Annotated in this window: 25 protein-coding genes; 13 read left to right on the forward strand and 12 right to left on the reverse strand. The window is 65.0% G+C overall.

Annotation, left to right across the window (positions count from 1 at the left end; genetic code table 11):
• Together tcyL and tcyJ are read right to left on the reverse strand one after the other, a co-directional pair.
• The gene (gene tcyL / locus N5D48_RS07630) at window positions 1-669 is read right to left on the reverse strand and encodes a cystine ABC transporter permease (RefSeq protein WP_110735554.1); all 669 of its coding nucleotides are present in this window, start codon (window positions 667-669) and stop codon (window positions 1-3) included.
• A complete protein-coding gene (tcyJ, locus tag N5D48_RS07635) occupies window positions 666-1,472 on the reverse strand; it encodes a cystine ABC transporter substrate-binding protein (protein WP_279882787.1) in 807 nt (268 codons plus the stop codon). Before tcyJ ends, tcyL begins: the two co-directional genes overlap by 4 nt.
• A 361-nt stretch (window positions 1,473-1,833) precedes the next feature.
• Here tcyJ and epsC point away from each other — a divergent pair, with 361 nt between their 5' ends.
• Both epsC and betT read left to right on the forward strand, forming a co-directional pair.
• On the forward strand, window positions 1,834-2,766 hold the full coding sequence (epsC, locus tag N5D48_RS07640) for a serine O-acetyltransferase EpsC (protein WP_279882789.1): 933 nt from the start codon (window positions 1,834-1,836) through the stop codon (window positions 2,764-2,766).
• Window positions 2,767-3,024: 258 nt separating this feature from the next.
• Window positions 3,025-4,986: a choline transporter BetT gene (gene betT / locus N5D48_RS07645; protein WP_279882825.1), complete on the forward strand. Its 1,962-nt coding sequence runs from the start codon at window positions 3,025-3,027 to the stop codon at window positions 4,984-4,986.
• Window positions 4,987-5,092: 106 nt separating this feature from the next.
• Here the strand turns inward: betT and tauD are convergent, their stop codons facing one another.
• The 4 genes from tauD to tauA all read right to left on the reverse strand — a co-directional run bounded on the left by tauD (window position 5,093) and on the right by tauA (window position 8,658).
• A complete protein-coding gene (tauD, locus tag N5D48_RS07650; RefSeq protein ID WP_279882791.1) occupies window positions 5,093-5,926 on the reverse strand; it encodes a taurine dioxygenase in 834 nt (277 codons plus the stop codon).
• A 131-nt stretch (window positions 5,927-6,057) separates the two neighbouring features.
• Window positions 6,058-6,897, reverse strand: coding sequence for a taurine ABC transporter permease TauC (tauC, locus tag N5D48_RS07655; protein WP_279882793.1), 840 nt, complete (start codon window positions 6,895-6,897; stop codon window positions 6,058-6,060).
• Window positions 6,894-7,673, reverse strand: a complete 780-nt coding sequence (gene tauB, locus N5D48_RS07660) for a taurine ABC transporter ATP-binding subunit (RefSeq protein WP_279882795.1) — start codon at window positions 7,671-7,673, stop codon at window positions 6,894-6,896. The genes tauC and tauB overlap by 4 nt, the downstream gene beginning before the upstream one ends.
• A 13-nt stretch (window positions 7,674-7,686) precedes the next feature.
• Window positions 7,687-8,658 carry a taurine ABC transporter substrate-binding protein gene (gene tauA / locus N5D48_RS07665; protein WP_279882797.1) on the reverse strand — a complete coding sequence of 324 codons (972 nt, stop codon included), beginning with the start codon at window positions 8,656-8,658 and terminating at the stop codon, window positions 7,687-7,689.
• Window positions 8,659-9,218: 560 nt separating this feature from the next.
• Here tauA and N5D48_RS07670 point away from each other — a divergent pair.
• The 8 genes from N5D48_RS07670 (at window position 9,219) to N5D48_RS07705 (ending at window position 16,464) form a co-directional block, all read left to right on the forward strand.
• Window positions 9,219-10,574 (forward strand): OprD family outer membrane porin, encoded by a 1,356-nt coding sequence (locus tag N5D48_RS07670; protein ID WP_279882799.1) that lies wholly within the window; start codon window positions 9,219-9,221, stop codon window positions 10,572-10,574.
• A gap of 164 nt (window positions 10,575-10,738) precedes the next feature.
• Window positions 10,739-11,377 carry a peroxiredoxin gene (locus tag N5D48_RS07675; protein WP_213659137.1) on the forward strand — a complete coding sequence of 213 codons (639 nt, stop codon included), beginning with the start codon at window positions 10,739-10,741 and terminating at the stop codon, window positions 11,375-11,377.
• A 358-nt stretch (window positions 11,378-11,735) separates the two neighbouring features.
• Window positions 11,736-12,329 carry an NADPH-dependent FMN reductase gene (ssuE, locus tag N5D48_RS07680; RefSeq protein ID WP_279882802.1) on the forward strand — a complete coding sequence of 198 codons (594 nt, stop codon included), beginning with the start codon at window positions 11,736-11,738 and terminating at the stop codon, window positions 12,327-12,329.
• Window positions 12,330-12,424: 95 nt separating this feature from the next.
• Window positions 12,425-13,390 carry a sulfonate ABC transporter substrate-binding protein gene (locus tag N5D48_RS07685; protein ID WP_279882803.1) on the forward strand — a complete coding sequence of 322 codons (966 nt, stop codon included), beginning with the start codon at window positions 12,425-12,427 and terminating at the stop codon, window positions 13,388-13,390.
• A gap of 59 nt (window positions 13,391-13,449) precedes the next feature.
• Complete coding sequence (gene ssuD, locus N5D48_RS07690; protein WP_279882805.1) at window positions 13,450-14,598, forward strand: FMNH2-dependent alkanesulfonate monooxygenase; 1,149 nt, start codon at window positions 13,450-13,452, stop codon at window positions 14,596-14,598.
• 10 nt (window positions 14,599-14,608) lie between these two features.
• Entirely contained in the window at window positions 14,609-15,406 is a 798-nt protein-coding gene (gene ssuC / locus N5D48_RS07695; protein ID WP_279882807.1) for an aliphatic sulfonate ABC transporter permease SsuC, read from the forward strand.
• Complete coding sequence (gene ssuB / locus N5D48_RS07700; protein ID WP_279882827.1) at window positions 15,406-16,218, forward strand: aliphatic sulfonates ABC transporter ATP-binding protein; 813 nt, start codon at window positions 15,406-15,408, stop codon at window positions 16,216-16,218. The genes ssuC and ssuB overlap by 1 nt, the downstream gene beginning before the upstream one ends.
• A gap of 30 nt (window positions 16,219-16,248) precedes the next feature.
• The gene (locus N5D48_RS07705) at window positions 16,249-16,464 is read left to right on the forward strand and encodes a molybdopterin-binding protein (protein WP_008095172.1); all 216 of its coding nucleotides are present in this window, start codon (window positions 16,249-16,251) and stop codon (window positions 16,462-16,464) included.
• 168 nt (window positions 16,465-16,632) lie between these two features.
• Here N5D48_RS07705 and N5D48_RS07710 read toward each other — a convergent pair whose 3' ends face one another.
• From N5D48_RS07710 to N5D48_RS07725, 4 genes are all read right to left on the reverse strand, one after another.
• Complete coding sequence (locus tag N5D48_RS07710; RefSeq protein WP_279882809.1) at window positions 16,633-17,259, reverse strand: TetR/AcrR family transcriptional regulator; 627 nt, start codon at window positions 17,257-17,259, stop codon at window positions 16,633-16,635.
• Entirely contained in the window at window positions 17,259-18,836 is a 1,578-nt protein-coding gene (gene gshA / locus N5D48_RS07715) for a glutamate--cysteine ligase (RefSeq protein ID WP_279882811.1), read from the reverse strand. Before gshA ends, N5D48_RS07710 begins: the two co-directional genes overlap by 1 nt.
• A 229-nt stretch (window positions 18,837-19,065) precedes the next feature.
• Complete coding sequence (locus N5D48_RS07720) at window positions 19,066-19,449, reverse strand: PaaI family thioesterase (protein WP_279882813.1); 384 nt, start codon at window positions 19,447-19,449, stop codon at window positions 19,066-19,068.
• Complete coding sequence (locus tag N5D48_RS07725) at window positions 19,449-21,773, reverse strand: Tex family protein (protein ID WP_279882815.1); 2,325 nt, start codon at window positions 21,771-21,773, stop codon at window positions 19,449-19,451. The genes N5D48_RS07720 and N5D48_RS07725 overlap by 1 nt, the downstream gene beginning before the upstream one ends.
• Window positions 21,774-22,002: 229 nt before the next feature.
• Here N5D48_RS07725 and ompR point away from each other — a divergent pair, with 229 nt between their 5' ends.
• Entirely contained in the window at window positions 22,003-22,743 is a 741-nt protein-coding gene (gene ompR, locus N5D48_RS07730) for a two-component system response regulator OmpR (RefSeq protein ID WP_279882817.1), read from the forward strand.
• Between the two features lie 94 nt (window positions 22,744-22,837).
• The gene (locus N5D48_RS07735; RefSeq protein WP_279882819.1) at window positions 22,838-24,151 is read left to right on the forward strand and encodes an ATP-binding protein; all 1,314 of its coding nucleotides are present in this window, start codon (window positions 22,838-22,840) and stop codon (window positions 24,149-24,151) included.
• 62 nt (window positions 24,152-24,213) lie between these two features.
• On the opposite strand, the gene rimK is transcribed toward N5D48_RS07735, so the two are convergent.
• Both rimK and N5D48_RS07745 read right to left on the reverse strand, forming a co-directional pair.
• A complete protein-coding gene (gene rimK, locus N5D48_RS07740; protein WP_046857513.1) occupies window positions 24,214-25,119 on the reverse strand; it encodes a 30S ribosomal protein S6--L-glutamate ligase in 906 nt (301 codons plus the stop codon).
• Entirely contained in the window at window positions 25,116-25,565 is a 450-nt protein-coding gene (locus tag N5D48_RS07745; protein WP_279882829.1) for an ATP-dependent zinc protease, read from the reverse strand. The genes rimK and N5D48_RS07745 overlap by 4 nt, the downstream gene beginning before the upstream one ends.
• 142 nt (window positions 25,566-25,707) lie before the next feature.
• On the opposite strand from N5D48_RS07745, the gene N5D48_RS07750 reads away from it, so the two are divergent.
• On the forward strand, window positions 25,708-26,063 hold a 356-nt coding region (locus N5D48_RS07750), incomplete at its 3' end, for an RNA-binding S4 domain-containing protein (protein WP_279882821.1).

The raw sequence follows: 26,063 nt of genomic DNA on the forward strand, positions 1-26,063 counted from the left end.
TCAATGCTCCTGGTCGTGCTGGTTGACCCGCGCTTCCATGCGGTTCTGGAAGTGTGCGAGGATGCTGCAGAGGATCCAGTAGACCACCGCGACAGCCAGGTACATGGTGAAGACCTCGAAGGTCCGCGCGGTGATGAGCTGGGCCTGGCGGAACAGCTCGGGCACCTGGATGGTCGCCGCCAGGGCTGTGTCCTTGACCAGCGAGATGAAGCTGTTGCCCAGCGGCGGCAGCGCGGTGCGCAGCGCCTGTGGCAGGATCGCTCGGCGCATGGCCTGGGTACGGGTCATGCCGATGCTGGCCGCCGCTTCCCACTGGCCACGGTCGATCGACGAGATCGCCGCCCGGAGGATTTCGCAGATGTACGCCGCCATGTTCAGCGACAGGCCGATCAGCGACGCCGGGATCGGATCGAGCTCGATGCCGATCTGCGGCAGGCCGAAATAGATCACGAACAGCTGCACCAGCAGCGGCGTGCCGCGGAAGAACGACACGTAGATGCGGGCGATCCAGTCCAGCGGCAGGATCTTCGACAGGCGCATCAGCGCCAGGGCGAAGCCCAGCACCAGGCCGAAGAACATGCCGCCGACGCTGAGCAGCACGGTATAACCCGCGCCCTTGAGCAGGAAGGGCGCGGAATCGACAACGAGTTGCAGGCTTTCAGCGATCATTTGGTGACATCGGCACCGAAGTATTTCTCGGACAGCTTGGCCAGCGTGCCATCGGCCTTGAGCTTGTCGATGGCCTTGTTCAGCGCGTCGAGCAGTTCAGGCTCGCCCTTGCGCAGGGCCACGCCCGATTCCAGCTTGGAGAATTTCTCGCCGGCCAGCGCGGTCGGCTTCTTGTCCTTGGCGGTTTTCTGCACGTACTCGAGCGCGGCCAAGCGGTCGATCAGGATGGCGTCGATACGGCCGTTGCGCAGGTCGGCGAACTTGGTCGGGTCGTCTTCGTAGGTGCGGACATCGGCTGTCGGCACGTCCTGTTTCACCCATTGCTCGTAGTTGGTGCCCAGGCCGACGCCGACCTTCTTGCCACCGAGGTCGGCGGCAGTCTTGATGTTCTTCTCGTTGTCGCTGCCCTTGAGCACCAGGGCCTGGATGCCGGAAACGGTGTAGGGCTCGGAGAAGTCATACTTCTTCTTGCGCTCGTCGGAGATGGTCACCTGGTTGATCACCACGTCCAGGCGCTTGGACTCCAGGGCGGCGAGGATACCGTCCCACTTGGTCGGCTGGACCTTGGCCTTGACCCCCAGCTCCTTGGCCAGCAACTCCGACAGCTCGACCTCGAAGCCGGTCAGCTTGCCGTTCTCGTCCTGGAAGCTGAATGGCGGGTAGGTGCCTTCCAGGCCGACGTTGATCACGCCCTTCTCCTGGATGGTTTTCAGCTGCTCGCCGGCGAAGGCCTGGCCGAGCAGGCCGGCACCGAGCAGGAGCGCCAGGCTGGCGTTGATAAGGGGTTTGGCGAATTTGGTCATGGCATGCCCCGCGCTTGTTGTGGAAGTAGTGAGGTGGCGACTATAGAGGTGGGCTTTATAGGTCGGGAAATAATAAAAAATCAGGTTGTTATTCCTGTTTTTCATTTTTCATGGGCTTATGCCCGACTTAGCTCAGGATGGAATAAAGCGTTGTTTTTTCCAAGAGGCAGATTTGACGTATCGTGGCTTACACCCTCCCTGTAGGAGCGGCCTTGTGTCGCGAAAGGGGCGCGCAGCGGCCCCGGCGATAGATGCTTCTGCGCGAAGATCCCAGGGCTGCTGCGCGGCCCTTTCGCGACACAAGGCCGCTCCTACAGGGAACGTGTACATATCGAGAAAGCCGCCTGGCAGGAGAAACACCGTGAGCGAACAACCATCAACCGGGCACTGGCAACTGCAGGGCATCGTCAGCGGCCTGCGCAGCGCCCGTGAACAATGGCGCAGCAGCAATGGCCGCAGCAGCGGCGAGCAGGGTGGGCGCGAGCTGCCGTCGCGCGAGGCGCTGCGGCAGATTCTCGAGCAGCTGTGCGGCGCGCTGTTCCCCATGCGCCTGGGCCCGGTGGACCTGCGTGAAGAGAGCGAAGACTTCTATGTCGGCCACACCCTCGACGCCGCGCTCACCGCGCTGCTGGCCCAGGCCCGCCTGGAGCTGCGCTACGCGGCGCGCCATGGCAAGACCGAAGTCAGCGACGTCGATGGCCACGCCCTGCGCCTGATCCAGGACTTCGCCGCGGCCCTGCCGGCCCTGCGCGTGCTGCTGGACACCGACGTGCTCGCCGCCTACCACGGCGACCCGGCGGCGCGCAGCGTCGACGAGGTGCTGCTGTGCTACCCCGGCATCCTGGCGATCATCCACCACCGCCTGGCCCATCATCTGTACCGGGCCGGCCTGCCGCTGCTGGCGCGTATCAGTTCGGAGCTGGCGCACTCGGCCACCGGCATCGACATCCACCCCGGCGCGCAGATCGGCCCGAGCTTCTTCATCGACCATGGCACCGGCGTGGTGATCGGCGAGACCGCGATCATCGGCGAGCGGGTACGCATCTACCAGGCCGTGACCCTGGGCGCCAAGCGCTTCCCCAGCGACGAGTCGGGCACCCTGCACAAGGGCCTGGCACGCCATCCGATCGTCGAGGACGACGTGGTGATCTATGCCGGTGCGACCATCCTGGGGCGGATCACCATCGGCAAGGGTTCGACCATCGGCGGTAACGTGTGGCTGACCCGCAGCGTGCCGGCGGACAGCAACATTACCCAGGCCAACCTGCAACTGGATTGCCAGGACAAGAGCTGAGCTCTGCCCCGGCTTTTTTCGCGGGTAAACCCGCGAAAGGGCCGCCGCCGATGCCCCGCCCAGCGGCATCGGGTCGCATTGAAAGCCGATCCATGTTTAACTTGAACGCTTGTTCAACGAAAAACGCTGGTCCATTGCCGGTGTTCAAAAGGAGGAATCGCCTTTGCTGAACCCGTTCAATCCGAACCTCACGTCCTTCGACGAGGTGCCCGTTCGATGAGTGCACCGACCCCCGACCTTGCCAATGGCAAGATCCGCATGAACCCCCCCGTGTTCTACTTCGCGGCAAGTTTCATCCTCCTTTTCGGCCTGGTGGTCATCGCCTTCCCACAAGCGGCGGGTGAATGGTTGCTGGCGGCGCAAAACTGGGCGGCCAACACGGTCGGCTGGTACTACATGCTGGCCATGACCCTGTACCTGGTCTTCGTGGTGGTCACCGCCTTGTCCGGCTACGGCAAGATCAAGCTCGGTGCCGACCACGACGAACCCGAGTTCAGCTACCTGTCCTGGGCCGGCATGCTGTTCGCCGCCGGCATCAGCATCACCCTGTTCTTCTTCTGCGTCTCCGAGCCGCTGACCCACATGCTCCAGCCGCCGCAAGGCGAGGCGGGCACGGCCGAGGCCGGACGCCAGGCGATGCAGGTCCTGTTCCTGCACTGGGGCCTGCACGGCTGGGGCGTGTTCGCCTTCGTCGGCATGGCGCTGGCCTACTTCGCCTATCGGCACAACCTGCCGCTGGCGCTGCGTTCGGCGCTGTACCCACTGATCGGCAAGCGCATCAACGGTCCGATCGGCTACGCGGTGGATGGCTTCGGCATCATCGCCACGGTGTTCGGCCTGGGTGCCGACATGGGCTTCGGTGTGCTGCACCTGAACGCCGGCCTGGACTACCTGTTCGGCATCAGTCACAGCCAGTGGGTGCAGGTGATCCTCATCACCCTGATGATGGGCGCGGCAGTGGCCGTGGCCGTCGCCGGGGTGGAGAAGGGCGTGCGGGTGATGAGCGACATCAACCTGTTCCTGGCCTGCGCATTGCTGCTGTTCGTGCTGTTCGCCGGCCCCACCCAGCATCTGTTCAACACCTTGATCCAGAACCTTGGCGATTACCTCGGCGCCTTGCCGCGCAAGAGCTTCGATGTCTACGCCTACGGCGAGAACCGCGACTGGCTGGGTGGCTGGACGGTGTTCTACTGGGCCTGGTGGATTGCCTGGGCGCCGTTCGTGGGGCTGTTCATCGCCCGCATCTCCCGGGGCCGGACCATTCGCGAGTTCGTCTTCGGCGTGTTGCTGATCCCGCTGGGCTTCACCCTGGCGTGGATGTCGATCTTCGGCAACAGCGCGCTGGACCAGGTGCTCAATCACGGCATGACCGCCCTCGGCCAGTCGGCCATCGACGACCCGTCGATGAGCCTGTACCTGCTGCTGGAAACCTACCCGTGGAGCAAGACGGTGATCGCCGTGACGGTGTTCATCAGCTTCGTGTTCTTCGTCACCTCGGCCGACTCCGGCACCGTGGTGCTGTCGACGCTGTCGGCCAAGGGTGGCGGCGCCGACGAGGACGGCCCGAACTGGCTGCGCATCTTCTGGGGCGCGATGACCGCGCTGGTCACCATCGGCCTGCTGTTCGCCGGCAGCATCGACTCGCTGAAATCGGCGGTGGTGCTGACCTCGCTGCCGTTCTCGCTGATCCTGCTGTGCATGATGTGGGGGCTGCACAAGGCTTTCTACCTGGAAAGCCAGCGGCAGATCGCGCAGATGCACTCGCTGGCGCCGTTCGCGCAGACTCGGCGCGGTCGTGGCGGCTGGCGTCAGCGCCTGAGCCAGGCGGTGCATTTCCCGTCACGGGACGAGGTGTATCGCTTCATGGACGACGTGGTGCGTCCGGCGATCGCCGAGGTGCGCGAGGTGTTCGAGCAGAAGGGCCTGATGCTGATCACCCAGGACGACCCGAGCCACGACAACGTCAGCCTGAAGATCGGCCATGGCGAGGAGCAGCCGTTCATCTACCAGGTGCAGATGCGCGGCTACTTCACGCCGTCGTTCGCGCTGGGTGGGCTGGGGACGCAAGAGTTGAAGAACCGCCGTTACTACCGGGCCGAGGTGCACTTGAGCGAAGGCAGCCAGAACTATGATCTGGTGGGCTACAGCAAGGAACAGATCATCAACGACATCCTCGACCAGTACGAGCGGCACATGCAGTATCTGCATCTGGTCAGGTAGACCTGTTCCGGCCTGTTCGCGGGTAAACCCGCTCCCACAAGGACTGCACAGACCCTGTGGGAGCGGGTTTACCCGCGAATGCGATGGCGCTGGCAAAGCCCATCTTTCAGAACGGCGCATCCCCCAGAATGGTTGCCCGATGCATCACCCGCCGGTTCGGCCGGTAGTCATCCACCGCGAAATGCTGGGTCACGCGGTTGTCCCAGAACGCCACGTCATTTTCCTGCCAACGCCAGCGAATGCTGAACTCCGGCCGCGTCGCATGGGCGAACAGCAGCTTGAGCAGCGCCTCGCTCTCCTGCTCGTTCAGCTCGTTGATCCGCGTGGTGAAACCTTCATTGACGAACAGCGCCTTGCGCCCGCTGACCGGGTGGGTGCGCACCACCGGGTGCGACAGCGGCGGGTTGTTGCGCCGGGTCGCTTCCCAGCGCGCCAGGTCCTCGGCGGTGGTGCCGAAGCGCTCCAGCGGGAACGACTTGGTGAAATCGTGGGTGGCGGTCAGGCCATCGAGCATTTCGCGCAACGGCGCCGACAGCGCCTCGAACGCGGCGATGCCGCTGGCCCACAGGGTGTCGCCACCAAAGGCCGGCAGCTGCTTGGCACTGAGCACCGCGCCCAGCGCAGGGGTGGGCAGGAAGGTCACGTCGGTGTGCCATACGGCGTTGTCGCGCACATCGGTGACCGCGGTGTCGAGGATCAGCACCTGCGGGGTTTCCGGCACGTTGGGGTAGATCGGGTGGATATGCAGGTCGCCGAAGCGGGCGGCGAAGCGGGCCTGCTGCTCGGGGGTGATCGGCTGGTCGCGGAAGAACAGCACCTGGTGCTGGAGCAGCGCCTGCTCGATGGCGTCACGCTGTTCGAGGGTGATGTCGCGGCTGATGTCCACGCCGCTGATCTGCGCGCCCAGTGCCGGGCTCAAGGGGGTAACGGTCAGGCTCATGTCGGTCTCGCTTGAGTGTTCGTGTGCCAAAGGGGCGAAAATCGCGTGGGCTTCTTCGCGGGCAAACCCGCTCCCACAGGGAAATGCGGTGACCATTGTGGGAGCGGGTTTACCCGCGAAGAGGTCTGATCTCAGTGGCTCTGGCCATGCCACGGCACCAGCTTGCGCTGCAGGGCGCGCAGGCCCATTTCCAGGGCGAAGGCGATCACGGCGATCAGCAGGATCCCCAGCACCACCACGTCGGTGACCAGAAACTGCGCCGCCGACTGCACCATGAAACCCAGGCCGCTGGTGGCGGCGATCAGCTCGGCGGCGACCAGGGTCGACCAGCCCACGCCAAGGCCGATGCGAATGCCGGTGAGGATGTCCGGCAAGGCACTGGGCAGGATCACGTGGCGGATCAGCTGGGCCTTGGTCGCCCCCAGCGACTGCGCGGCGCGCAGCTTGGCCGGGTCGACGGTGCGCACGCCGGTGGCGGTGGCGATGGCGATCGGGGCGAAGATCGCCAGGTAGATCAGCAGGACCTTCGACAGTTCGCCGATGCCGCACCAGATGACGATCAGCGGCAGGTAGGCCAGTGGCGGAATCGGTCGGTAGAACTCGATCAACGGGTCGAGGATGCCACGGGCCACGCGGTTGTAGCCGATGGCCAGGCCGACCGGGATGGCGGTCAGGGTCGCCGCCACCAGCGCCACGCCGATGCGGCCCAGGCTCGCGCCCAGGTGCTGCCACAGGCTGGCGTCCATGTAGCCTTGGGTGAGCAGCGTCCAGCCCTTGGCCAGGATATCGGCGGGCGAGGGCAGGAACAGCGGCTCGATCCAGCCGGCGGCGGTCACCAGCCACCAGGCCAGCAGCAGGGTGGCCAGGGTGAGGGCGCTGATCCAGCGGGTCGGCAAGGGCTTGCGGGTTTTCACGACCGGAGGCGTGCGTGGTGCCTGCTTGGTGGCGGCCGGCAATTCGATGCTGCTCATGCGCACTCCTGACGTTGCGAGAACACCCGCGCCAGCACGTGCTCGCGGGTATCGATGAAGCGCGGATCCGACTTTATCGCCCGGGCCGATTCGCCCGCGGCGTAGCGCTGGCCGAAGTCCAGGTGCAGGCGCTCGACCACGCGCCCGGGATTGGGCGCCAGGAGCACCAGCTCGCTGGCGAGGAAAACGGCTTCCTCGATGTCATGGGTGATCAGGAACACCGGCTTGGCGGTGCGCTGCCAGACCTGCAGCAGCAGCTCCTGCATCTGTTCGCGGGTAAAGGCATCGAGGGCGCCGAACGGCTCGTCCATCAACAGCACCCGTGGGTCGGCGGCCAGTGCGCGGGCCAGGCCCACGCGCTGCTTCTGCCCGCCGGACAATTGCCAGATGCGCCGGTCGCCGAAGCTGGCCAGATCGACCAGCGCCAGCATCTCGCGGGCCTTGGTTTCACGCTGGGCACGGGGCACGCCGGCCAGCTCGAGGCCGAAGGCGACGTTGCCGAGCACGTCCTGCCAGGGCAGCAGGGCATCGTCCTGGAACACCACGCCGCGCTCGGCGCCAGGGCCTTGCACCGGCACGCCATCGAGGCTGATGCGCCCGCCACTGGGGGCGACGAAGCCGGCGATCAGGTTGAGCAGCGAGGTCTTGCCGCTGCCGGACGGCCCAAGGGCCACCAGCAGCTGGCGCGGGCCCAGGCTCAGGTTGATGTCGTCCAGCACCGGGGTGGTGGCGCCGGGGTACTGTGCGCTGATGCGCTCCAGTTCGAGCAAGGCCATGACAGGCTCCGGATCAGTTGGGCAGGTATTGGGCGCTGACGTAGGGCGAGTAGTCCGGCAGCACGGCGTCGACCTTGCCTTGCTGCTTGAGGAAGGTGGCGGTGTCGGTCAGCGCCTGGGTGGTCGGCGCGCCGAGCGCGCTGGCCTGGTCGGCGGCCAGCGGGTAGACGTTGCCCTGCAGCAGCACCGGGATATCGGCAGGCTTGGCGCCGGACAGCTTGACCAGCTTGGCGACGTTGTCCTTGTCGGCCAGCCAGGCTTGAGGGTCCTTGCGGTAGTCGGCGTAGGCGTCGAGGGTCACCTTGGCGAACGACTTGACGATTTCCGGGTGCTTGGCGGCGAAGTCCTTGCGCACGATCCAGGCATCGAAGGTCGGTGCGCCTTTCTCGGCCAGCTCGCCCGAGGTGATCAGCACCTTGCCGTTCTCCTTGGCCACGCCCAGTGCCGGGTCCCAGACATAGGTGGCGTCGATGTCGCCACGTTTCCAGGCGGCGATGATGGCCGGGGGCGCAAGGTTGAGAATCTGTACCTTCGACGGGTCGATGTTCCAGCTTTTCAGCGCGGCGAGCAGGCTGTAGTGGCCGGTGGAGACGAACGGCACGGCGACTTTCTTGCCGATCAGGTCTTGTGGGGTCTTGATGCCGTCACGGGCGACCAGGGCTTCGCCGGCGCCGATCTGGGTGGCGATCAGGAAGGTCTCGACCGGCAGCTTGCGGGTCGCGGCGGCGGCCAGTGGGCTGGAGCCGAGGTAGCCAATCTGCACGTCGCCCGAGGCGACGGCGGTGATCACGTCGGCGCCGTTGTCGAACTTGCGCCAGTCGATGCTGGCCTTGCTGTCCTTTTCATAGGCGCCATCGACCTGGGCCACCTTGGCCGGATCGACGGTGGTCTGGTAGGCCACCGTCAGGTCGGCGGCCTGGGCCAGCCAGCTGGCACTGGCGAGGGTCAGGGCGGCGAACAGGCGCAGCGGAGCGTGCGGGATCATGGTTGAACCTCTCGTCAGGCATTCGGGGGTGGATGGCGAGAAGACTAGATGATCTAAGAAATCTAAAATAAATAACTTTTTAGCATTAGCTTAAAAGCCAAATGCTCTGAAGGCCTGCCGGCTCTCAGGGAACCCGTCGTACTTCATTGATTCAGCTTGCCCCTGTGGGAGCGGTTACCTGGGCGATCCCCAACGGACTGGCGCAATGCGGATCTCCTGCTAGCCTTTTTCGGCTGCGCTTGGCGGGGATCGGCCCGCTCTACGGCAAACGTTTGCAAATAACCTAAAGGTATGATTGACGTCGTCGATACAACTAATGGCAGTAAAGGTTCCAAAGTTATTCCGTAAAAATCTTACAGATTCATAAAACGGTCATTTTGGATTTATAGGATTGTCATTATCCTGTAGCGCAGGTCGGCGGGTTAGACCAAAGTCGCAGATCGATCGTTAACGATTGACTTGGCGGTCACGCTTTGGTGCTAAATCGCCAATCCGGGCGAGTGGGGCAGTAGATCCCGCCGCTTGAGACGCACAAAAATTAGAACGTAGAGGAGCAAAACATGTACAAGTCCAGCCTGGCTCTGGCCGTGGCAATGGGGGTTCTCGCCCAACAAGCAGGCGCTGCAGGTTTCATCGAGGACAGCAAGCTGTCCCTGAGCTCGCGCACCATGTACTTCAACGACGACAACCGTGAAGTCAACCTGCCGGACAGCGCACGCGGTCGCGGTGGTGACAACCGCGAAGTCGGCCAAGGCTTCAAGCTGGACTACCTGTCCGGCTTCACCGAAGGCACCGTAGGCTTTGGTGTCGATGTTCAGGCGCTGTGGGGCATTCACCTGGATGGCGGCCGTGGTCGTCACCCGAACAGCAGCACCTTCTTCCCGAGCGATACCGACGGTTCCTCGTCAAGCCAGTGGGCACGCATCGGCGGTAACGCCAAGGCGCGGTTCTCCAAGACCGAAGCTCACTTTGGTAGCGCGCTCGCGCCTAACCTGCCGATCCTGGTAGCCAACGATGGTCGTCTGCTGCCGCAGACCTTCGAAGGTGGCACCATCACCTCGAAAGAAATCGACAACCTGACCATCAACGCCGGTCAGCTGACCCATGCCATGGGGCGTGCTTCGAGCAACCGCACCGGCCTGTCGGTCAACGGCGCTACCGCCGACAGCAACAAGTTCCGTTACGGCGGCCTGGACTGGAAGGTCACCCCGGACCTGACCCTGCAGTACTACTACTCGAACCTGGAAGACTTCTACAAGCAGCACTTCCTGGGTGCCACTCACGTCTTCAAGATCGCTGACGACCAATCGTTCAAGACCGACCTGCGCTACTTCGACAGCAGCAGCGACGGCAAGAACGGTGGCCCTGGCGCGTACAACTTCAACAACAACGGTGGCTACGAGAAGAACGACGGCAAGGTCGACAACAAGACCTGGTCCGCGATGTTCACCTACACCCTGGGTGGTCATGCGTTGATGCTGGGCCACCAGCAAGTCAGCGATGACGGTGGTTTCGTCTGGTTGAACCAAGGTTCGGTCACCGATGGCAATGGTCGTCCGGAAGGCGCTGGCGGTGCCAGCTTCTACCTGTTCACCGACAGCATGATCAACCAGTTCGCCCGCGCCGGTACCAATACCACCTTCGGTCAGTACAGCTACGACTTCGCACGCGTTGGCGTACCGGGCCTGAAGGCGGCCATCTCCTATCTGCGTGGCGATGACATCCGTAACGTGTCGGGCAACGGTACCTACCACGAGTGGGAGCGTGACGCCCGCGTCGACTACGTGATTCAGGAAGGTACTCTCAAAGGCCTGGGCGCCAGCCTGCGTCACGGTATCTACCGCGGCGAGGGTGAAGCCCCGGTCGACAAGGATCAGACCCGTCTGATCTTCAACTACACTTACAACTTCATGTAAGTCGTCGTTGCACAGAAGAAGCCTCGCCTAGTGCGAGGCTTTTTTGTGCCTGCAGTTTCGTATGCAAAATAGTTATAAATAAATCGATATTTATTCTTTTTGTTTTTTATCCAGTGCAGGCACATTGAACCCACAAGGCCAGACACAGCACAGGAGCCGCTTCCATGAGCCTCAAACTCGGCGACATCGCCCCCGATTTCGAACAGGATTCCAGCGCCGGCAAGATCCGCTTCCACGAATGGCTGGGCAACAGCTGGGGCGTGCTGTTCTCCCACCCGGCCGACTTCACCCCGGTGTGCACCACCGAGCTGGGCCTGACCGCCAAGCTCAAGGAAGACTTCGCCAAGCGTGGCGTAAAGGCCATCGCCCTGTCGGTCGATCCGGTCGACTCGCACCACAAGTGGATCGACGACATCAACGAGACCCAGAACACCGTGGTCAACTTCCCGATCATCGCCGACGCCGACCGCAAGGTCTCCGACCTGTACGACCTGATCCACCCCAATGCCAGCGACACCTTGACCGTGCGCTCGCTGTTCGTCATCGATCCGAACAAGAAGGTGCGTCTGACCATTACCTATCCGGCCAGTACCGGGCGCAACTTCAACGAGATCCTGCGGGTGATCGACTCGCTGCAGCTGACCGACAACTACAAGGTCGCCACGCCAGGCAACTGGCAGGACGGCGACGAGGTGGTGATCGTGCCGTCGCTCAAGGACGAGGACGAAATCAAGCAGCGCTTCCCGAAAGGGTATCGGGCCGTGAAACCCTATCTGCGTCTGACCCCGCAACCCAACCGCTGAGGAATTCTTCGTTGCATTGCTCTTAGCCAAGCAGGGATCTTCGGGCCGTTTCGACGGCCCTTTTTTATGTCTGTCAGAAAGCTACGCATATCCCCCTGTAGGAGCGGCCTTGTGTCGCGAAAGGGCCGCAATAGCGGCCCCGGCATTTTCTGCACCTCTGCTGAGATTCTGGGGCCGCTGCGCAGCCCTTTCGCGACACAAGGCCGCTCCTACAGAGGTATGCCTCAATATCTCCAAGTGGAATAAATAAATACGAAAATATGATTTATAGATATATGTGACGAGCTGTTAATGTCACTTCCATCCAGCGGGGCCAACCCCTCGCGGCCCTGCAATCGAATCGAAGGAAGCGCTTTCAATGCTGGTTGTTTCTGTCGGTGGTAGCCCCAGTCTTCGTTCACGCTCCGGTGTGCTGCTAGAACGCTCGCGCGACTGGCTGCAGGAGCGTGGCGTCGAGGTGGTGACCTTCCAGGTGCGGGAGTTCCCCGCCGAGGACCTGCTCCACGCGCGCTTCGACAGCCCGCAGGTGCGCCACTTCAACGAACTGGTGGCCCAGGCCGACGGCCTGGTGGTCGCCACCCCGGTGTACAAGGCATCGTTCGCCGGCGCGCTGAAGACCCTGCTCGACCTGCTGCCCGAGCGCGCCCTGGAGCACAAGATCGTACTGCCGATCGCCACTGGCGGCAGCATCGCCCACATGCTGGCGGTGGACTACGCACTCAAGCCGGTGCTGTCTGCTCTCAAGGCGCAGGAGACCCTGCAAGGGATCTTCGCCGACGACGGCCAGATCGCTTACGGCGAAGGCGGCAAGCCCGCGCAACTGGCACCGGCGCTGGAGCAGCGTCTGCAAGATTCGCTGGAAACGTTCCACGGCGCCCTGGCGCGCCGGCCTCGGCCAGTCGCGCCGGGGCTGCTCAACGAACGCCTGCTCAGTGCCCGCTGGAGCATCTGAACCAGGCCTGACCGTTTCATCGCTGTTCCCACCTTACTCGCCCGCCAACGAGGCAAGCAGGTGCTACCCGAACCCAACTCGCACAGGAGAGCGCCATGCGCACCATCTTCTTGCGTCGTGGTCTGGTCGCCCTGTTCGCGGCGGCTGTGTCCTTCGGCGCCATCAGCCAGGCCCAGGCCGAAAGCCTGCGCATCGGTTACCAGAAATACGGCACCCTGGTGCTGCTCAAGGCCAAGGGCACGCTGGAGAAACGCCTGGCCGAGCAGGGCATCCAGGTGCAATGGACCGAATTCCCCGGCGGCCCGCAGCTGCTCGAAGGGCTCAATGTCGGCTCGATCGACTTTGGCGTGACCGGTGAAACGCCACCGGTGTTCGCCCAGGCCGCGGGCGCCGATCTGCTCTACGTCGCCTACGAGCCGCCCGCGCCGCACAGCGAGGCGATCCTCGTGCCGAAGGGCTCGCCGATCCAGTCGGTGAAGGAGCTCAAGGGCAAGAAAGTCGCCTTCAACAAAGGCTCCAACGTGCATTACCTGCTGGTCCGCGCCCTCGAGGACGCCGGCCTCACCTATGCCGACATCAAGCCGGTCTACCTGCCCCCCGCCGATGCCCGCGCCGCTTTCGAGCGTGGCAGTGTCGATGCCTGGGTGATCTGGGACCCGTACCAGGCCGCTGCCGAACAACAACTGCAGGCCCGCACCCTGCGTGACGGCAAGGACCTGGTCGACAACCACCAGTTCTACCTGGCCACTCGCGGCTACGCGACCCAGCACCCGGCCGTGATCAACACCCTGGTCGAGGAAGTGCGTGCCGTGGGCGAGTGGTCCCAGGCCAACCCGCAGCAGGTCACGGACCAGGTGGCGCCGCTGCTTGGCCTGCCCGCCGACATCACCCTGACCTCGGTCAAGCGCCAGGGCTACGGCGCCGCGCCGCTCACGCCCGAGGTGATTGCCGCGCAGCAGAAGATCGCCGACACCTTCCAGGCCCTGAAGCTGATTCCCAAGCCCTTGAGCATCAAGGACGTGATCTGGACACCCCCGGCCAAGGTCGCCAGCGCGCCTTGAACGATTCGCCGCGCCGGGGCGTCGCCCCGGCATGAGCCACCCCTGAGGAGACAACTCCAATGAGTCTGAACATTTTCTGGTTCCTCCCCACCCATGGTGACGGCAAGTACCTGGGTACCAGCGAAGGCGCCCGCGCCGTCGACCATGGCTACCTGGCGCAGATCGCCCAGGCTGCGGATCGCCTGGGCTTCGGCGGTGTGCTGATCCCCACCGGTCGCTCCTGCGAGGACTCCTGGCTGGTGGCCGCGTCGCTGATCCCGGTGACCGAGCGCCTGAAATTCCTGGTGGCCCTGCGCCCGGGGATCATCTCGCCGACAGTGGCCGCGCGCCAGGCCGCCACCCTGGATCGCCTGTCCAATGGCCGGGCGCTGTTCAACCTGGTCACTGGCGGTGACCCGGACGAACTGGCCGGCGACGGCCTGCACCTGAACCACCAGGAGCGCTATGAAGCGTCGGTGGAGTTCACCCGCATCTGGCGCAAGGTGCTCGAAGGCGAAACGGTCGACTACGACGGCAAGCACATCCAGGTGAAGGGCGCCAAGCTGCTCTACCCGCCGATCCAGCAGCCACGCCCGCCGCTGTACTTCGGCGGCTCGTCGGACGCCGCCCAGGACCTGGCCGCCGAGCAGGTCGAGCTGTACCTGACCTGGGGCGAGCCACCGGCCGCCGTGGCCGAGAAGATCGCCCAGGTGCGCGAGAAAGCCGCCGCCCAGGGGCGCGAAGTGCGCTTCGGCATCCGCCTGCACGTGATCGTGCGGGAAACCAATGAAGAGGCCTGGGCCGCCGCCGACAAGCTGATCTCGCACCTGGACGACGACACCATCGCCCGCGCCCAGGCTTCCCTGGCGCGCTTCGACTCGGTCGGCCAGCAGCGCATGGCCGCCTTGCACGGCGGCAAGCGCGACAAGCTGGAGGTCGCCCCAAATCTGTGGGCCGGTGTCGGCCTGGTGCGCGGCGGTGCCGGCACGGCGCTGGTGGGCGATGGCCCGACCGTCGCGGCACGGGTCAAGGAATATGCGGACCTGGGCATCGATACCTTCATCTTCTCCGGCTATCCACACCTGGAAGAGTCGTATCGAGTCGCCGAGCTGCTGTTCCCGCACCTGGACGTGCAGCGCCCCGAGCAGCCCAAGAGCGGCGGCTACGTGAGCCCGTTCGGCGAAATGGTCGCCAACGACATCCTGCCCAAGTCCGTGTCGCAGAGCTGAGGGGCGGAACATGAGTCGTGCATCCTCGACCACCTGGCCGCAACGCCTGGCGCCCTGGGCCCTGCCGTTGCTGCTGCTGGCCGTCTGGCAGCTGGCGGTCAGCGCCGGCTGGCTGTCGACTCGCATCCTGCCGGCGCCGAGCGCAGTGTTGAGCGCCGGCGTCGAGCTGGTGCGCAGCGGCGAGATCTGGACCCACCTGGCCATCAGTGGCTGGCGCGCCGGCCTGGGCTTTCTCATCGGCGGCAGCCTTGGCCTGCTGCTCGGCTTCATCACCGGCCTGTCGCACTGGGGCGAGCGCCTGCTCGACAGCTCGGTGCAGATGATCCGCAACGTGCCGCACCTGGCACTGATCCCGCTGGTGATCCTGTGGTTCGGCATCGACGAGTCGGCGAAGATCTTCCTGGTGGCGCTGGGCACGCTGTTCCCCATCTACCTCAACACCTATCACGGCATTCGCAACGTCGATCCGGCGCTGGTGGAAATGGCGCGCAGCTATGGTCTGTCGGGCTTCGCCCTGTTCCGCCAGGTGATCCTGCCGGGGGCGCTGCCGTCGATCCTGGTCGGCGTGCGCTTCGCCCTGGGCTTCATGTGGCTGACGCTGATCGTCGCCGAGACTATCTCGGCCAATTCCGGCATCGGCTACCTGGCGATGAATGCCCGCGAGTTCCTGCAGACCGACGTGGTGGTGCTGGCCATCGTGCTGTACGCGGTGCTCGGCAAGCTCGCCGACCTCGCCGCCCGAGGCCTGGAACGGGTGTGGCTGTGCTGGCACCCGGCGTACCAGGTGGCGAAGAAGGAGGGCGCATGATGACCGTGCTCAAGGAACAGCCGCCGCGCCTGCTGCGTGGCATCCCACTCGCCGCCAACGACCTGCGCCGGACCTTCGGCCAGCGCGAAGTGCTGCGCGGTATCGATTTGCACATCCCGGCCGGCCAGTTCGTCGCCATCGTCGGTCGCAGCGGCTGCGGCAAGAGCACCTTGCTGCGCCTGCTGGCGGGCCTCGACCAGCCCAGCGCCGGTGAGCTGCTGGCTGGGGCGGCGCCGCTGGCCGAGGCCCGCGAGGATACCCGGCTGATGTTCCAGGACGCGCGCCTGCTGCCCTGGAAGAAGGTGATCGACAACGTTGGCCTGGGCTTGTCCGGCGACTGGCGCCCCCGCGCCTTGCAAGCCCTGGAGGCGGTCGGCCTGGCCGAGCGCGCCAACGAGTGGCCGGCGGCCTTGTCCGGCGGCCAGAAGCAGCGGGTAGCCCTGGCCCGGGCCTTGATTCACCAGCCGCGCCTGTTGCTGCTGGACGAACCGCTCGGCGCGCTGGATGCCCTGACCCGCATCGAGATGCAGCAACTGATCGAGCGCCTGTGGCGCCAGCATGGTTTCACCGTGCTGCTGGTCACCCACGATGTCAGCGAAGCCGTTGCCGTGGCCGACCGGGTGATCCTGATCGAAGACGGCGCCGTCGGCCTCGACCTGGTGGTCGACCTGCCCAGGCCCAGGGTGCGTGGTTCGCACCGCCTGGCGGCGCTGGAAAGCGAAGTGCTCCACCGTGTCCTGTCCGTCCCGGGCACCCCGCCCGAGCCGGAACCTGTAGCCCCTTTGCCCACGCAGCTGCGTTGGGCTCACTGAACCCCCGAAGACCGAAAAAGGAAATCAGCCATGACCATCAAAGCCATCAACGTTCGCAACCAGTTCAAAGGCACCGTGAAGGAAATCCTCGAAGGCCCGGTGCTGTCGGAAATCGACGTGCAGACCGCCTCCGGCATCGTCACTTCGGTGATCACCACCCGCTCCGTGAAGGAGCTGGAATTGCAGGTGGGCAGCGAGGTGATCGCCTTCGTGAAATCGACCGAGGTGTCCATCGCCAAGCTCTGAAGTCTTGCACGGTCCCTGTAGGAGCGGCCTTGCCGAGGCGTCGGACCGGTCGGAAAGGGGCGCGGAGCGGCCCCAGGATTTCAGCGTTGATGCAACGATCGCCGGGGCCGCTTTGCGGCCCTTTCGCGACACGAGGCCGCTCCTACAGGATTTTTGCAGGGCTCAGGATCAGCGCTTGGCCAGATAAGGCGGCAGATACAGCCCCAGGTACGCCTCAAACACCCGCATGCCCTCTTCGGCCATGCGCGGCGTGATCGCTTCATGCAACTGCATTGAGCGGGCATACACCCGGTCGCTCAGCTCCATCGCCAGCGCGAACACATCCACATCCCCAGGCATTGTTGGTAACTGGAAATGCCGGTCGAACAACCGGTGCATCAGCTCGCCCAGCTCCAGGTCGTGCTGACGGTCGGCCTGCACCACTTCGCTCAGCCCGTGCTGGGCGAGGATCAGTTGCCGCGCCGCGGCGTCCTCGGTGTAGATGTCCAGCATGCGCTGCTCGATCAGCCGCGATAGCTGGTGCCAAGTGCCGAACGCCGTGCTGTCGATCGGCGCATTCAGCGCTTCGCGAAAAGCCCGGTGAACGTCGGCGGTCAGCGCTTCGAGCAGGGCCGGCACGCTGGCGAAGAAGTGATATACCGACGACGGCGGAATCTGCGCCCGTTCCGCCACGCTGTAGATCGACAGCCCCGCCACCCCTTGTCCGGCCAGCAGCTCGCGAGCCGCGGCCAGGATCGCGTCGATCCTGGCCTGGCTGCTGGCGCGCGGTTTGCGCGGGGTGGCGGGGCGGTTCATCAGTTGCTGATGGCCAGGATGCTGGCCTGGTAGGCGCCCACGAACAGGTCGAAGTCGCCGACTTCTTCCTGCTCCAGCTCGGACTGTTTGGCCAGCGACTCACGGGCGAGGGTTTCGAAGGTTTGTTGCTGCTCGGCGCTCAGCGGCTGCTCGCGGAAGGTCTCGGCGTGCTGGCGGCTCTGGCGCAGAGAGAACTGGACGAAGGTCTCGTCGTGTTCAGTCATGCGCGCCAGCACCTGGGCCGATGGCGTCAGCTCAGGGTCGTCTACCTTGGCCTGCTGTGCTTCCAGCGCCTTGGCGTGCTCGTTGCCGCCCTGGGTGCGATCGAGCAGCCCGGCCAGCTGGCCGATGCGCTCGATCAGCTCGGTGGCCCACGTCTTCAGGGCGACTGGCTGGCCGTTGCGCTGCAGCTCGAGCCCCGGGCGACGCCCCTCCTTGACCACGGTGAGGAAGTTGCTGGTGCACTGGCCGCACTCGCCGTTGTCCAGCTGCGGGCTTTCTTCCAGGGCGCAGAACAGCAGGAACGCGTCGAGGAAGCGCGCCTCGGTCAGGTCGATGCCCACCGGCAGGAACGGGTTGATATCCAGGCAGCGCACTTCCACGTACTGCACGCCACGGGCGGTCAGGGCCTGGATCGGCCGCTCGCCGGTGTAGGTGACGCGCTTGGGGCGGATGTTCGAGTAGTACTCGTTCTCGATCTGCAGGATGTTGGTGTTCAGCTGCACCCACTCGCCATCCTTGTGCGTGCCAATCTCGACATAGGGCGGGTAGGGCGTGCCCACCGCCTTGCGCAGGCTGTCAGTGTAGCTGGCCAGGTTGTTGTAGCAGGGCGTAAGACCCGCCTGGGCGTTGCTCTGGTAGCCCAGGTCGCTCATGCGCAGGCTGGTGGCGTAGGGCAGGTAGAGCGTCTCGGCGTCGAGTTCTTCGAGCTGGTGCGGGCGGCCGCGCAGGAAGCCTTTGTCCAGGGCCGGGGACGCGCCGAACAGGTACATCAGCAGCCAGCTGTAGCGGCGGAAGTTGCGGATCAGCGCGATATAGGCCGAGGACTGGTAGTCGCGGTCGTCCTGCTCGCCGCCTTCGGCGTCGCGCAGCAACGGCCACAGCGCCTCGGGCAGGGAGAAGTTGTAGTGGATGCCGGCGATGCACTGCATGGTGCGGCCGTAGCGCAGGGCCAGGCCCTTGCGATAGACATGCTTGAGCTTGCCGATGTTCGAGCTGCCGTACTCGGCGATCGGGATGTCCTCTTCGGCCGGTAGCGCGCAGGGCATCGACGGGCTCCACAGGTATTCGTCGCCCAGCTTGGTGTAGACGAAACGGTGGATCTGCTCGAGGTTCTCGAGCACCTTGGCCGGATCGGCCAGGGCCGGGGTGATGAACTCCAGCAGCGACTCGGAATAGTCGGTGGTGATCTGCTCGTTGGTCAGTGCCGAACCCAGGGCCTCGGGGTGCGGGGTCTGGGCCAGGCGACCGTCGTCGGTCACGCGCAGGCATTCGCGCTCAATGCCGTGCAGGCACTGCTTGAGCAGGTCGATATTGTCGCCGAGCAGGCTCAGGCGGCGGTTGAGGAGGTCGCTCAAGATGGATTCCTTCACGCGTCAGTCGCCCCAATATGGGGGTAGAGATAACGGTCTACAAGGGTAGTTGGGAAAGGAACTGGCGTTGTCGCCTGGTTTGCTCGATTCCGGCGCATCTGATCGCGGGGCAAGCCCGCTCCCACGAAGCCTGTGAACGTTCGTGGGAGCGGGCTTGCCCCGCGGTCAGGTGTACAGCAATGCGCCGAAAATACCGCAGATGGGGGCCTGTCAGCTAGAGAACCGCGAAGGTTCCCTGCGCCTTGGCCACCAGCTTGTCGCCCTGAAGCACGTCGGCGTCGACCACCAGCGTGCGCCGGCCAGCATGCAGCACCCGAGCGGTGCACAGCACCTCGCCCTCGCTGACGGCGCGCATGTAGTTGATCTTGCATTCGATGGTCACGCTCTGCTGGTCGAAGCCGTGGCTGGCCGAGCAGGCCAGGCCCATGGTGATATCGACCAGGCTGAAGATCGCCCCGCCGTGCAGCTTCTGCCCGCGATTGCGCAGGTGCGGCGCCAGCGCCAGGGCCACCTCGGCAACGCCGGTGTCCAGGCGTTGCAGGCGGCAGCCGAGGAGCTGGCTGAAGGCGCTTTCGACGTATTCGCTGGAAACGTCCATTACTTCTTCTTCAGCTGCTTGGCGTTGGCGAACAGCGCCGCCATGGCGTTGTTGGCCGGCGCGGCGGTGGTGGTTTCGCGCTGGCGCGGCGCCTGCTGCTGGCGGTTGCCGCCATTGCCACGGTTGCCGCCGCGGTTGCCCTCGACCTTCTCGCCCGGGGTGTCGCTCATGCGCATGGACAGGCCGACGCGCTTGCGCGGGATATCCACCTCCATGACCTTGACCTTGACCACGTCGCCAGCCTTGACCGCTTCACGCGGGTCCTTGACGAACTTCTCCGACAGCGCCGAGATGTGTACCAGGCCATCCTGGTGCACGCCGATGTCGACGAAGGCGCCGAAGTTGGTGACGTTGGTCACCACGCCCTCGAGGATCATGCCCGGCTCCAGGTCCTTGAGGTCCTCGACGCCATCCTGGAAGGTGGCGGTCTTGAACTCAGGACGCGGGTCGCGACCTGGCTTGTCCAGCTCTTGCAGAATGTCGGTGACGGTTGGCAGGCCGAAGGTCTCGTCGGTGAACTTCTTCGGATCCAGGCGCTTGAGGAAGCCACTGTCGCCGATCAGCGAACGGATGTCGCGGTCGGTGTCGGCGGCGATGCGCTGCACCAGCGGGTAGGCCTCCGGGTGTACCGCCGAGGCGTCCAGCGGGTTGTCGCCGTTCATCACGCGCAGGAAGCCGGCGGCCTGCTCGAAGGTCTTCTCGCCCAGGCGGCTGACTTTTTTCAGCGCCGCGCGGGTGGCGAACGGGCCGTTGGCGTCGCGGTGGGCGACGATGTTCTGCGCCAAGGTGGCGTTGAGGCCGGAAATGCGCGTGAGCAGCGCCACCGACGCAGTGTTGACGTCCACGCCCACGGCGTTCACGCAGTCCTCGACCACGGCGTCCAGGCCGCGAGCCAGCTTCACCTGCGACACGTCGTGCTGGTACTGGCCGACGCCGATGGATTTCGGATCGATCTTCACCAGTTCGGCCAGTGGGTCCTGCAGGCGGCGGGCGATCGACACGGCGCCACGGATCGACACGTCGAGGTCCGGGAATTCGCGGGCCGCCAGCTCCGATGCCGAGTACACCGAGGCGCCGGCCTCGGAGACCATGATCTTGGTGATCTTCAGCGCCGGGTATTTCTTGACCAGCTCGGCCACCAGCTTGTCGCTCTCGCGGCTGGCGGTGCCGTTGCCGATGGCGATCAGCTCGACCGAGTGCTTGGCGCACAGCGCGGCCATGATGGAAATGGTGCGGTCCCAGTCGTTCTTCGGCGCGTGCGGGTAGACCGTGGTGTGGTCCAGCAGCTTGCCGGTGGCGTCGACCACGGCGATCTTGCAGCCGGTGCGCAGGCCCGGGTCGAAGCCCAGGGTGGCGCGCGGGCCGGCCGGAGCGGCCAGCAGCAGGTCGTGCAGGTTGTGGGCGAAGACGTTGATCGCCTCGCCTTCGGCGTTGTCGCGCAGCTCGCCGAACAGGTCGGTTTCCAGGTGGGTGTACAGCTTGACCTTCCAGGTCCAGCGCACCACCTCGCCCAGCCACTTGTCGGCCGGGCGGTTGCGGTTCTCGATGCCGACATGGTTGCCGATCATCAGCTCGCACGGGTGCAGGGTGCCCGGCAGCTCTTCGCCGACTTTCAGCGAGGCGCTCAGCACGCCTTCGTTGCGCCCGCGGAAGATCGCCAGGGCGCGGTGCGACGGCGCGGTGCGCAGCAGTTCGTCATGGGCGAAGTAGTCGCGGAACTTGGCGCCTTCCTCTTCCTTGCCGGCCACCACACGGGCGGTCAGCACCGCTTCCTGCTTGAGGAAGCCGCGCAGCTTGTCGAGCAGGGCGGCGTCCTCGGCGAAGCGCTCCATGAGGATGTACTTGGCGCCTTCCAGGGCGGCCTTCACGTCGGCCACGCCTTTTTCGGCGTCGACGAAGCGTGCCGCTTCGCTTTCCGGGTTCAGCTGCGGGTCGTCGAACAGGCCGTCGGCCAGCTCGCCGAGGCCAGCCTCCAGGGCGATCTGGCCCTTGGTGCGGCGTTTCTGCTTGTACGGCAGGTAGAGATCTTCGAGGCGGGTCTTGGTGTCGGCCAGCTTGATCTCGCGGGCCAGCTCCGGGGTCAGCTTGCCCTGTTCCTCGATGCTCGCCAGGATGCTGGCGCGGCGCTCGTCGAGCTCGCGCAGATAGCGCAGGCGCTCTTCCAGGTGGCGCAGTTGGGTGTCGTCCAGGCTGCCGGTCACTTCCTTGCGGTAACGGGCGATGAAGGGCACGGTCGATCCTTCGTCCAACAGGCCCACGGCCGCTTCGACCTGCTGTGGGCGCACGCCCAGTTCCTCGGCGATACGGCTGTTGATGCTGTCCATGAAAACCACCTGACAAATAGTGAATGCGAGGCCGCGGTTGGGCGCTCAGGCCCGGCGACGCTGGGTGAAAGCCGCGCATTATACCCATCGCGCCGGGCTTGCGGTGATGGCGCCGCGCCAGCTGAACACAGCGCCGAACTGGCGCCGGGGGAAAAATCTGCTAACAATGCACACGGCACGCGCGGCAATGGCTACGCCATAATGCGCGGCGATATCAGAGGAGTAATTCATGACCAGCACCGCAAGCGCCACAGAAGGCGAAAAGATTCTCATCGTCGACGACGACCCGGGCCTGAGCAACCTGCTGGACCGGTTCTTCACCAGCAAGGGCTACCGCGTGCGCACCGTGCCCAACGTCGAACAGATGGACCGCCTGCTGGCCCGTGAAGTGTTCAACCTGGTGGTGCTCGACCTGATGCTGCCGGGCGAGGACGGCCTGTCCGCCTGCAAGCGCCTGCGCGCGTCGAACAACCAGATCCCGATCATCATGCTCACCGCCAAGGGTGACGAGCTGAGCCGCATCAAGGGCCTCGAACTGGGTGCCGACGACTACCTGGCCAAGCCATTCAACCCCGACGAACTGGTGGCCCGGGTCAAGGCCGTGCTGCGCCGCCAGGCCCCGAGCGTGCCGGGGGCGCCGGGCAGCGAGGAAGAGACCGTCACCTTCGGCGACTACGAGCTGTCGCTGGCCACCCGCGAGCTCAAGCGTGGCGACGAGACGCACATGCTCACCACCGGCGAGTTCGCCGTGCTCAAGGCACTGGTCATGCACGCCCGTGAGCCGCTGACCCGCGACAAGCTGATGAACCTGGCCCGTGGCCGCGAGTGGGACGCCCTGGAGCGCTCCATCGACGTGCAGATCTCGCGCCTGCGGCGAATGATCGAGCCCGACCCGTCCAAGCCACGCTACATCCAGACCGTATGGGGTGTGGGCTACGTCTTCGTGCCGGACGGAAACGCCGGCAAATGAGCCTGCCGGCTCGTCAGGGTGCAACAGGGCGACTCATGCGAGTCGCCCTGTTTTCGTCTATGGCAGCCGGCCTTTTCAGCACAGTAGTTGATCGATGAAAACGCCCCTGTGGTTCCCGCAAAGCTTCTTCGCCCGCACCCTCTGGCTGGTGCTGATCGTCGTGCTGTTCTCCAAGGCACTGACACTCGTGTACCTGCTGATGAACGAGGACGTGCTGGTCGATCGTCAGTACAGCCATGGCGTGGCCCTGACGCTGCGCGCCTACTGGGCCGCGGATGAAGAGAATCGTGACCAGATCGCCGAGGCGGCCGGGCTGATCCGCGTTACCGGCGCCGGCGTGCCAGAGGGCGAGCAGCACTGGCCCTACAGCGAGATCTACCAGCGGCAGATGCAGGCCGAGCTGGGCGAGGACACCGAAGTGCGCCTGCGCATTCATGCGCCGCCGGCCCTGTGGGTCAACGCGCCGAGCCTGGGCCCGGACTGGCTCAAGGTGCCGCTTTACCCGCATCCGTTGCGCGGGCAGAAGATCTGGAACGTGCTGGGCTGGTTCCTGGCCATCGGCCTGCTGTCCACGGCCTCGGCCTGGATCTTCGTGCGTCAGCTCAACCAGCCGCTCAAGCGCCTGGTGTTCGCCGCGCGCCAGCTCGGTCAGGGCCGCAGCGTGCGCCTGCCGATCAGCGACACGCCCAGTGAGATGACCGAAGTGTACCGGGCGTTCAACCAGATGGCCGAGGATGTCGAGCAGGCCGGGCGCGAGCGCGAGCTGATGCTGGCCGGGGTGTCCCATGACCTGCGCACGCCGCTGACCCGGCTGCGCCTGTCGCTGTCGCTGATGGGCAACGAAAGCGATCTCAGCGAGGACATGGTGCGGGACATCGAGGACATGGACGCGATTCTCGACCAGTTCCTGGCGTTCATCCGCGACGGGCGCGACGAGCCGGTGGAGGAGGTCGACCTCAACGACTTGATCTACGAAGTGGTGGCGCCCTACAACCAGCACGAAGAGCAGGTGCGCCTGTGCCTGGAGCCTATTCCACCGTTCCCGCTGCGGCGGGTGTCGCTCAAGCGCATGCTCGGCAACCTGATCGGCAACGCCCTGCATCATGCCGGCAAGGGGGTCGAGGTGGCGGCCTATGTGTCGGGCGACCAGAGCGCGCCCTACGTGGTGCTCAGCGTGCTGGACCGTGGCACCGGGATCGACGAGTCGGAGCTGGAGACCATCTTCAACCCGTTCATCCGTGGTGACCGGGCGCGGGGCGGCAAGGGCACCGGGTTGGGGCTGGCGATCGTCAAGCGGATCGCCGCGCAGCATGGCGGTAATGTCGAGTTGCGCAACCGCTCCGGTGGCGGGATCGAGGCGCGGGTGAGGTTGCCGTTGGGGTTGTTGCTGCCGCGTAATGCTGTCTGATCGTTGTTGTTTGTACGGGCCTCTTCGCGGCTAAAGCCGCGAAGAGGCCCGTAAAGGCGCCATCAGCCCTTGCCCTTGGTCCGCGTCTGATTCGGCCCGCTGTTCTTCTCCAGGTGCTCGATGATCATCCCGGCCACATCCTTGCCGGTGGTCACCTCGATGCCTTCCAGCCCCGGCGACGAGTTCACCTCCATCACCAGCGGCCCGTGGTTGGAACGCAGGATATCCACGCCCGCCACGCTCAAGCCCATGACCTTCGCCGCGCGAATGGCGGTCATGCGTTCCTCGGGGGTGATCTTGATCAGGCTGGCCACGCCACCGCGATGCAGGTTGGAGCGGAACTCGCCCGGCTTGGCCTGGCGCTTCATCGAGGCGATCACCTTGTCGCCCACCACGAAGCAGCGGATATCGGCGCCACCGGCCTCCTTGATGTACTCCTGGACCATGATGTTTTGCTTCAGGCCCATGAACGCTTCGATCACCGATTCGGCGGCCTTGGTGGTCTCGCACAGCACCACGCCGATGCCCTGGGTGCCTTCGAGCACCTTGATCACCAGCGGCGCGCCATTGACCATCTGGATCAGGTCGGGAATGTCGTCCGGCGAGTGGGCGAAGCCGGTGACCGGCAGGCCGATGCCGCGCCGCGACAGCAGTTGCAGCGAGCGCAGCTTGTCCCGCGAACGGGCGATGGCCACTGATTCGTTGAGCGGGTACACGCCCATCATCTCGAACTGGCGCAGCACCGCGCAGCCGTAGAAAGTGACCGAGGCACCGATGCGCGGAATCACCGCGTCGAAGCCTTCCAGCGGCTTGCCGCGGTAGTGGATCTGCGGCTTGTGGCTGGCGATGTTCATGTAGGCCCGGAGCGTATCGATCACCACCACTTCATGGCCCCGCTGGGTACCGGCCTCGACCAGGCGGCGGGTGGAATACAGACGCGGATTGCGCGACAGCACAGCGATCTTCATGCAGCACCTGTGACAGGGAAAAGGGTGGCCGGGAAGGCCGGTTTGTCCTGGACGTACTTGAGGCCGGGGTTGACCACCAGTTGGCCATGGATGAGCGCCTTCGAGCCGAGCAGCAGGCGATAGCGCATGCTCTTGCGGCAGGCCAGGGTGAATTCGACTTCCCAGACCCGGTCGCCGAGCGCCAGGGGCGTGCGGATCACGTAACGGGTCTGGGCATGGCCGTTGGAGCTTTTGATGGTCTTCATGGTCACCAGCGGTGCTTCGCAGCGGCGGTGGCGCAACTGCACCACCGAGCCCAGGTGCGCGGTGAAGCGTACCCATGGCAGGCCATCGCGCTCGAACGGCTCGACCTCGGTGGCATGCAGGCTGGAAGTGCTGGCGCCGGTGTCGATCTTGGCGCGCAGGCCAGCAACACCGAGGTCGGGCAGGGCGACCCACTCGCGCAGGCCGATCACAGTCAGGTGGTCAAATGTCTTCACGAAGCGTGCCCTGCGGATGAGGTGGTGAACTGTAATGACGGCACGGACTTTTTGCATCCGTCTGTCACGGTAGTACAGTTCCGTGAAAGACAGAATTCGAGGAAAAACCATGGCACAAAAGCCTGAAGACGACGACAAGGTCCGCTTGGACAAATGGCTATGGGCGGCGCGCTTCTACAAGACTCGCGCCCTGGCCAAGGCGGCTATCGAGAGCGGCAAGGTGCACTGTCGCGGCGAGCGCTGCAAGCCCGGCAAGGAACCCCGGGTGGGTGACGAGTTCGTGCTGCGTACCGGGTTCGACGAGCGCACGGTGGTGGTCAGGGCGTTGGCGGTGGTGCGGCGCGGGGCGCCCGAGGCGCAGATGCTGTACGAGGAAACCGCCGAGAGCGTGAAGCGCCGCGAGCAGGCAGCCGAGATGCGCAAGGCGGGGGCGATGGGTGTGACCACCGATGGGCGGCCGAACAA

The sequence above is a fragment of the Pseudomonas sp. GD03858 genome, from assembly GCF_029840925.1.
In the GTDB taxonomy this organism is placed as follows: Bacteria; Pseudomonadota; Gammaproteobacteria; order Pseudomonadales; family Pseudomonadaceae; genus Aquipseudomonas.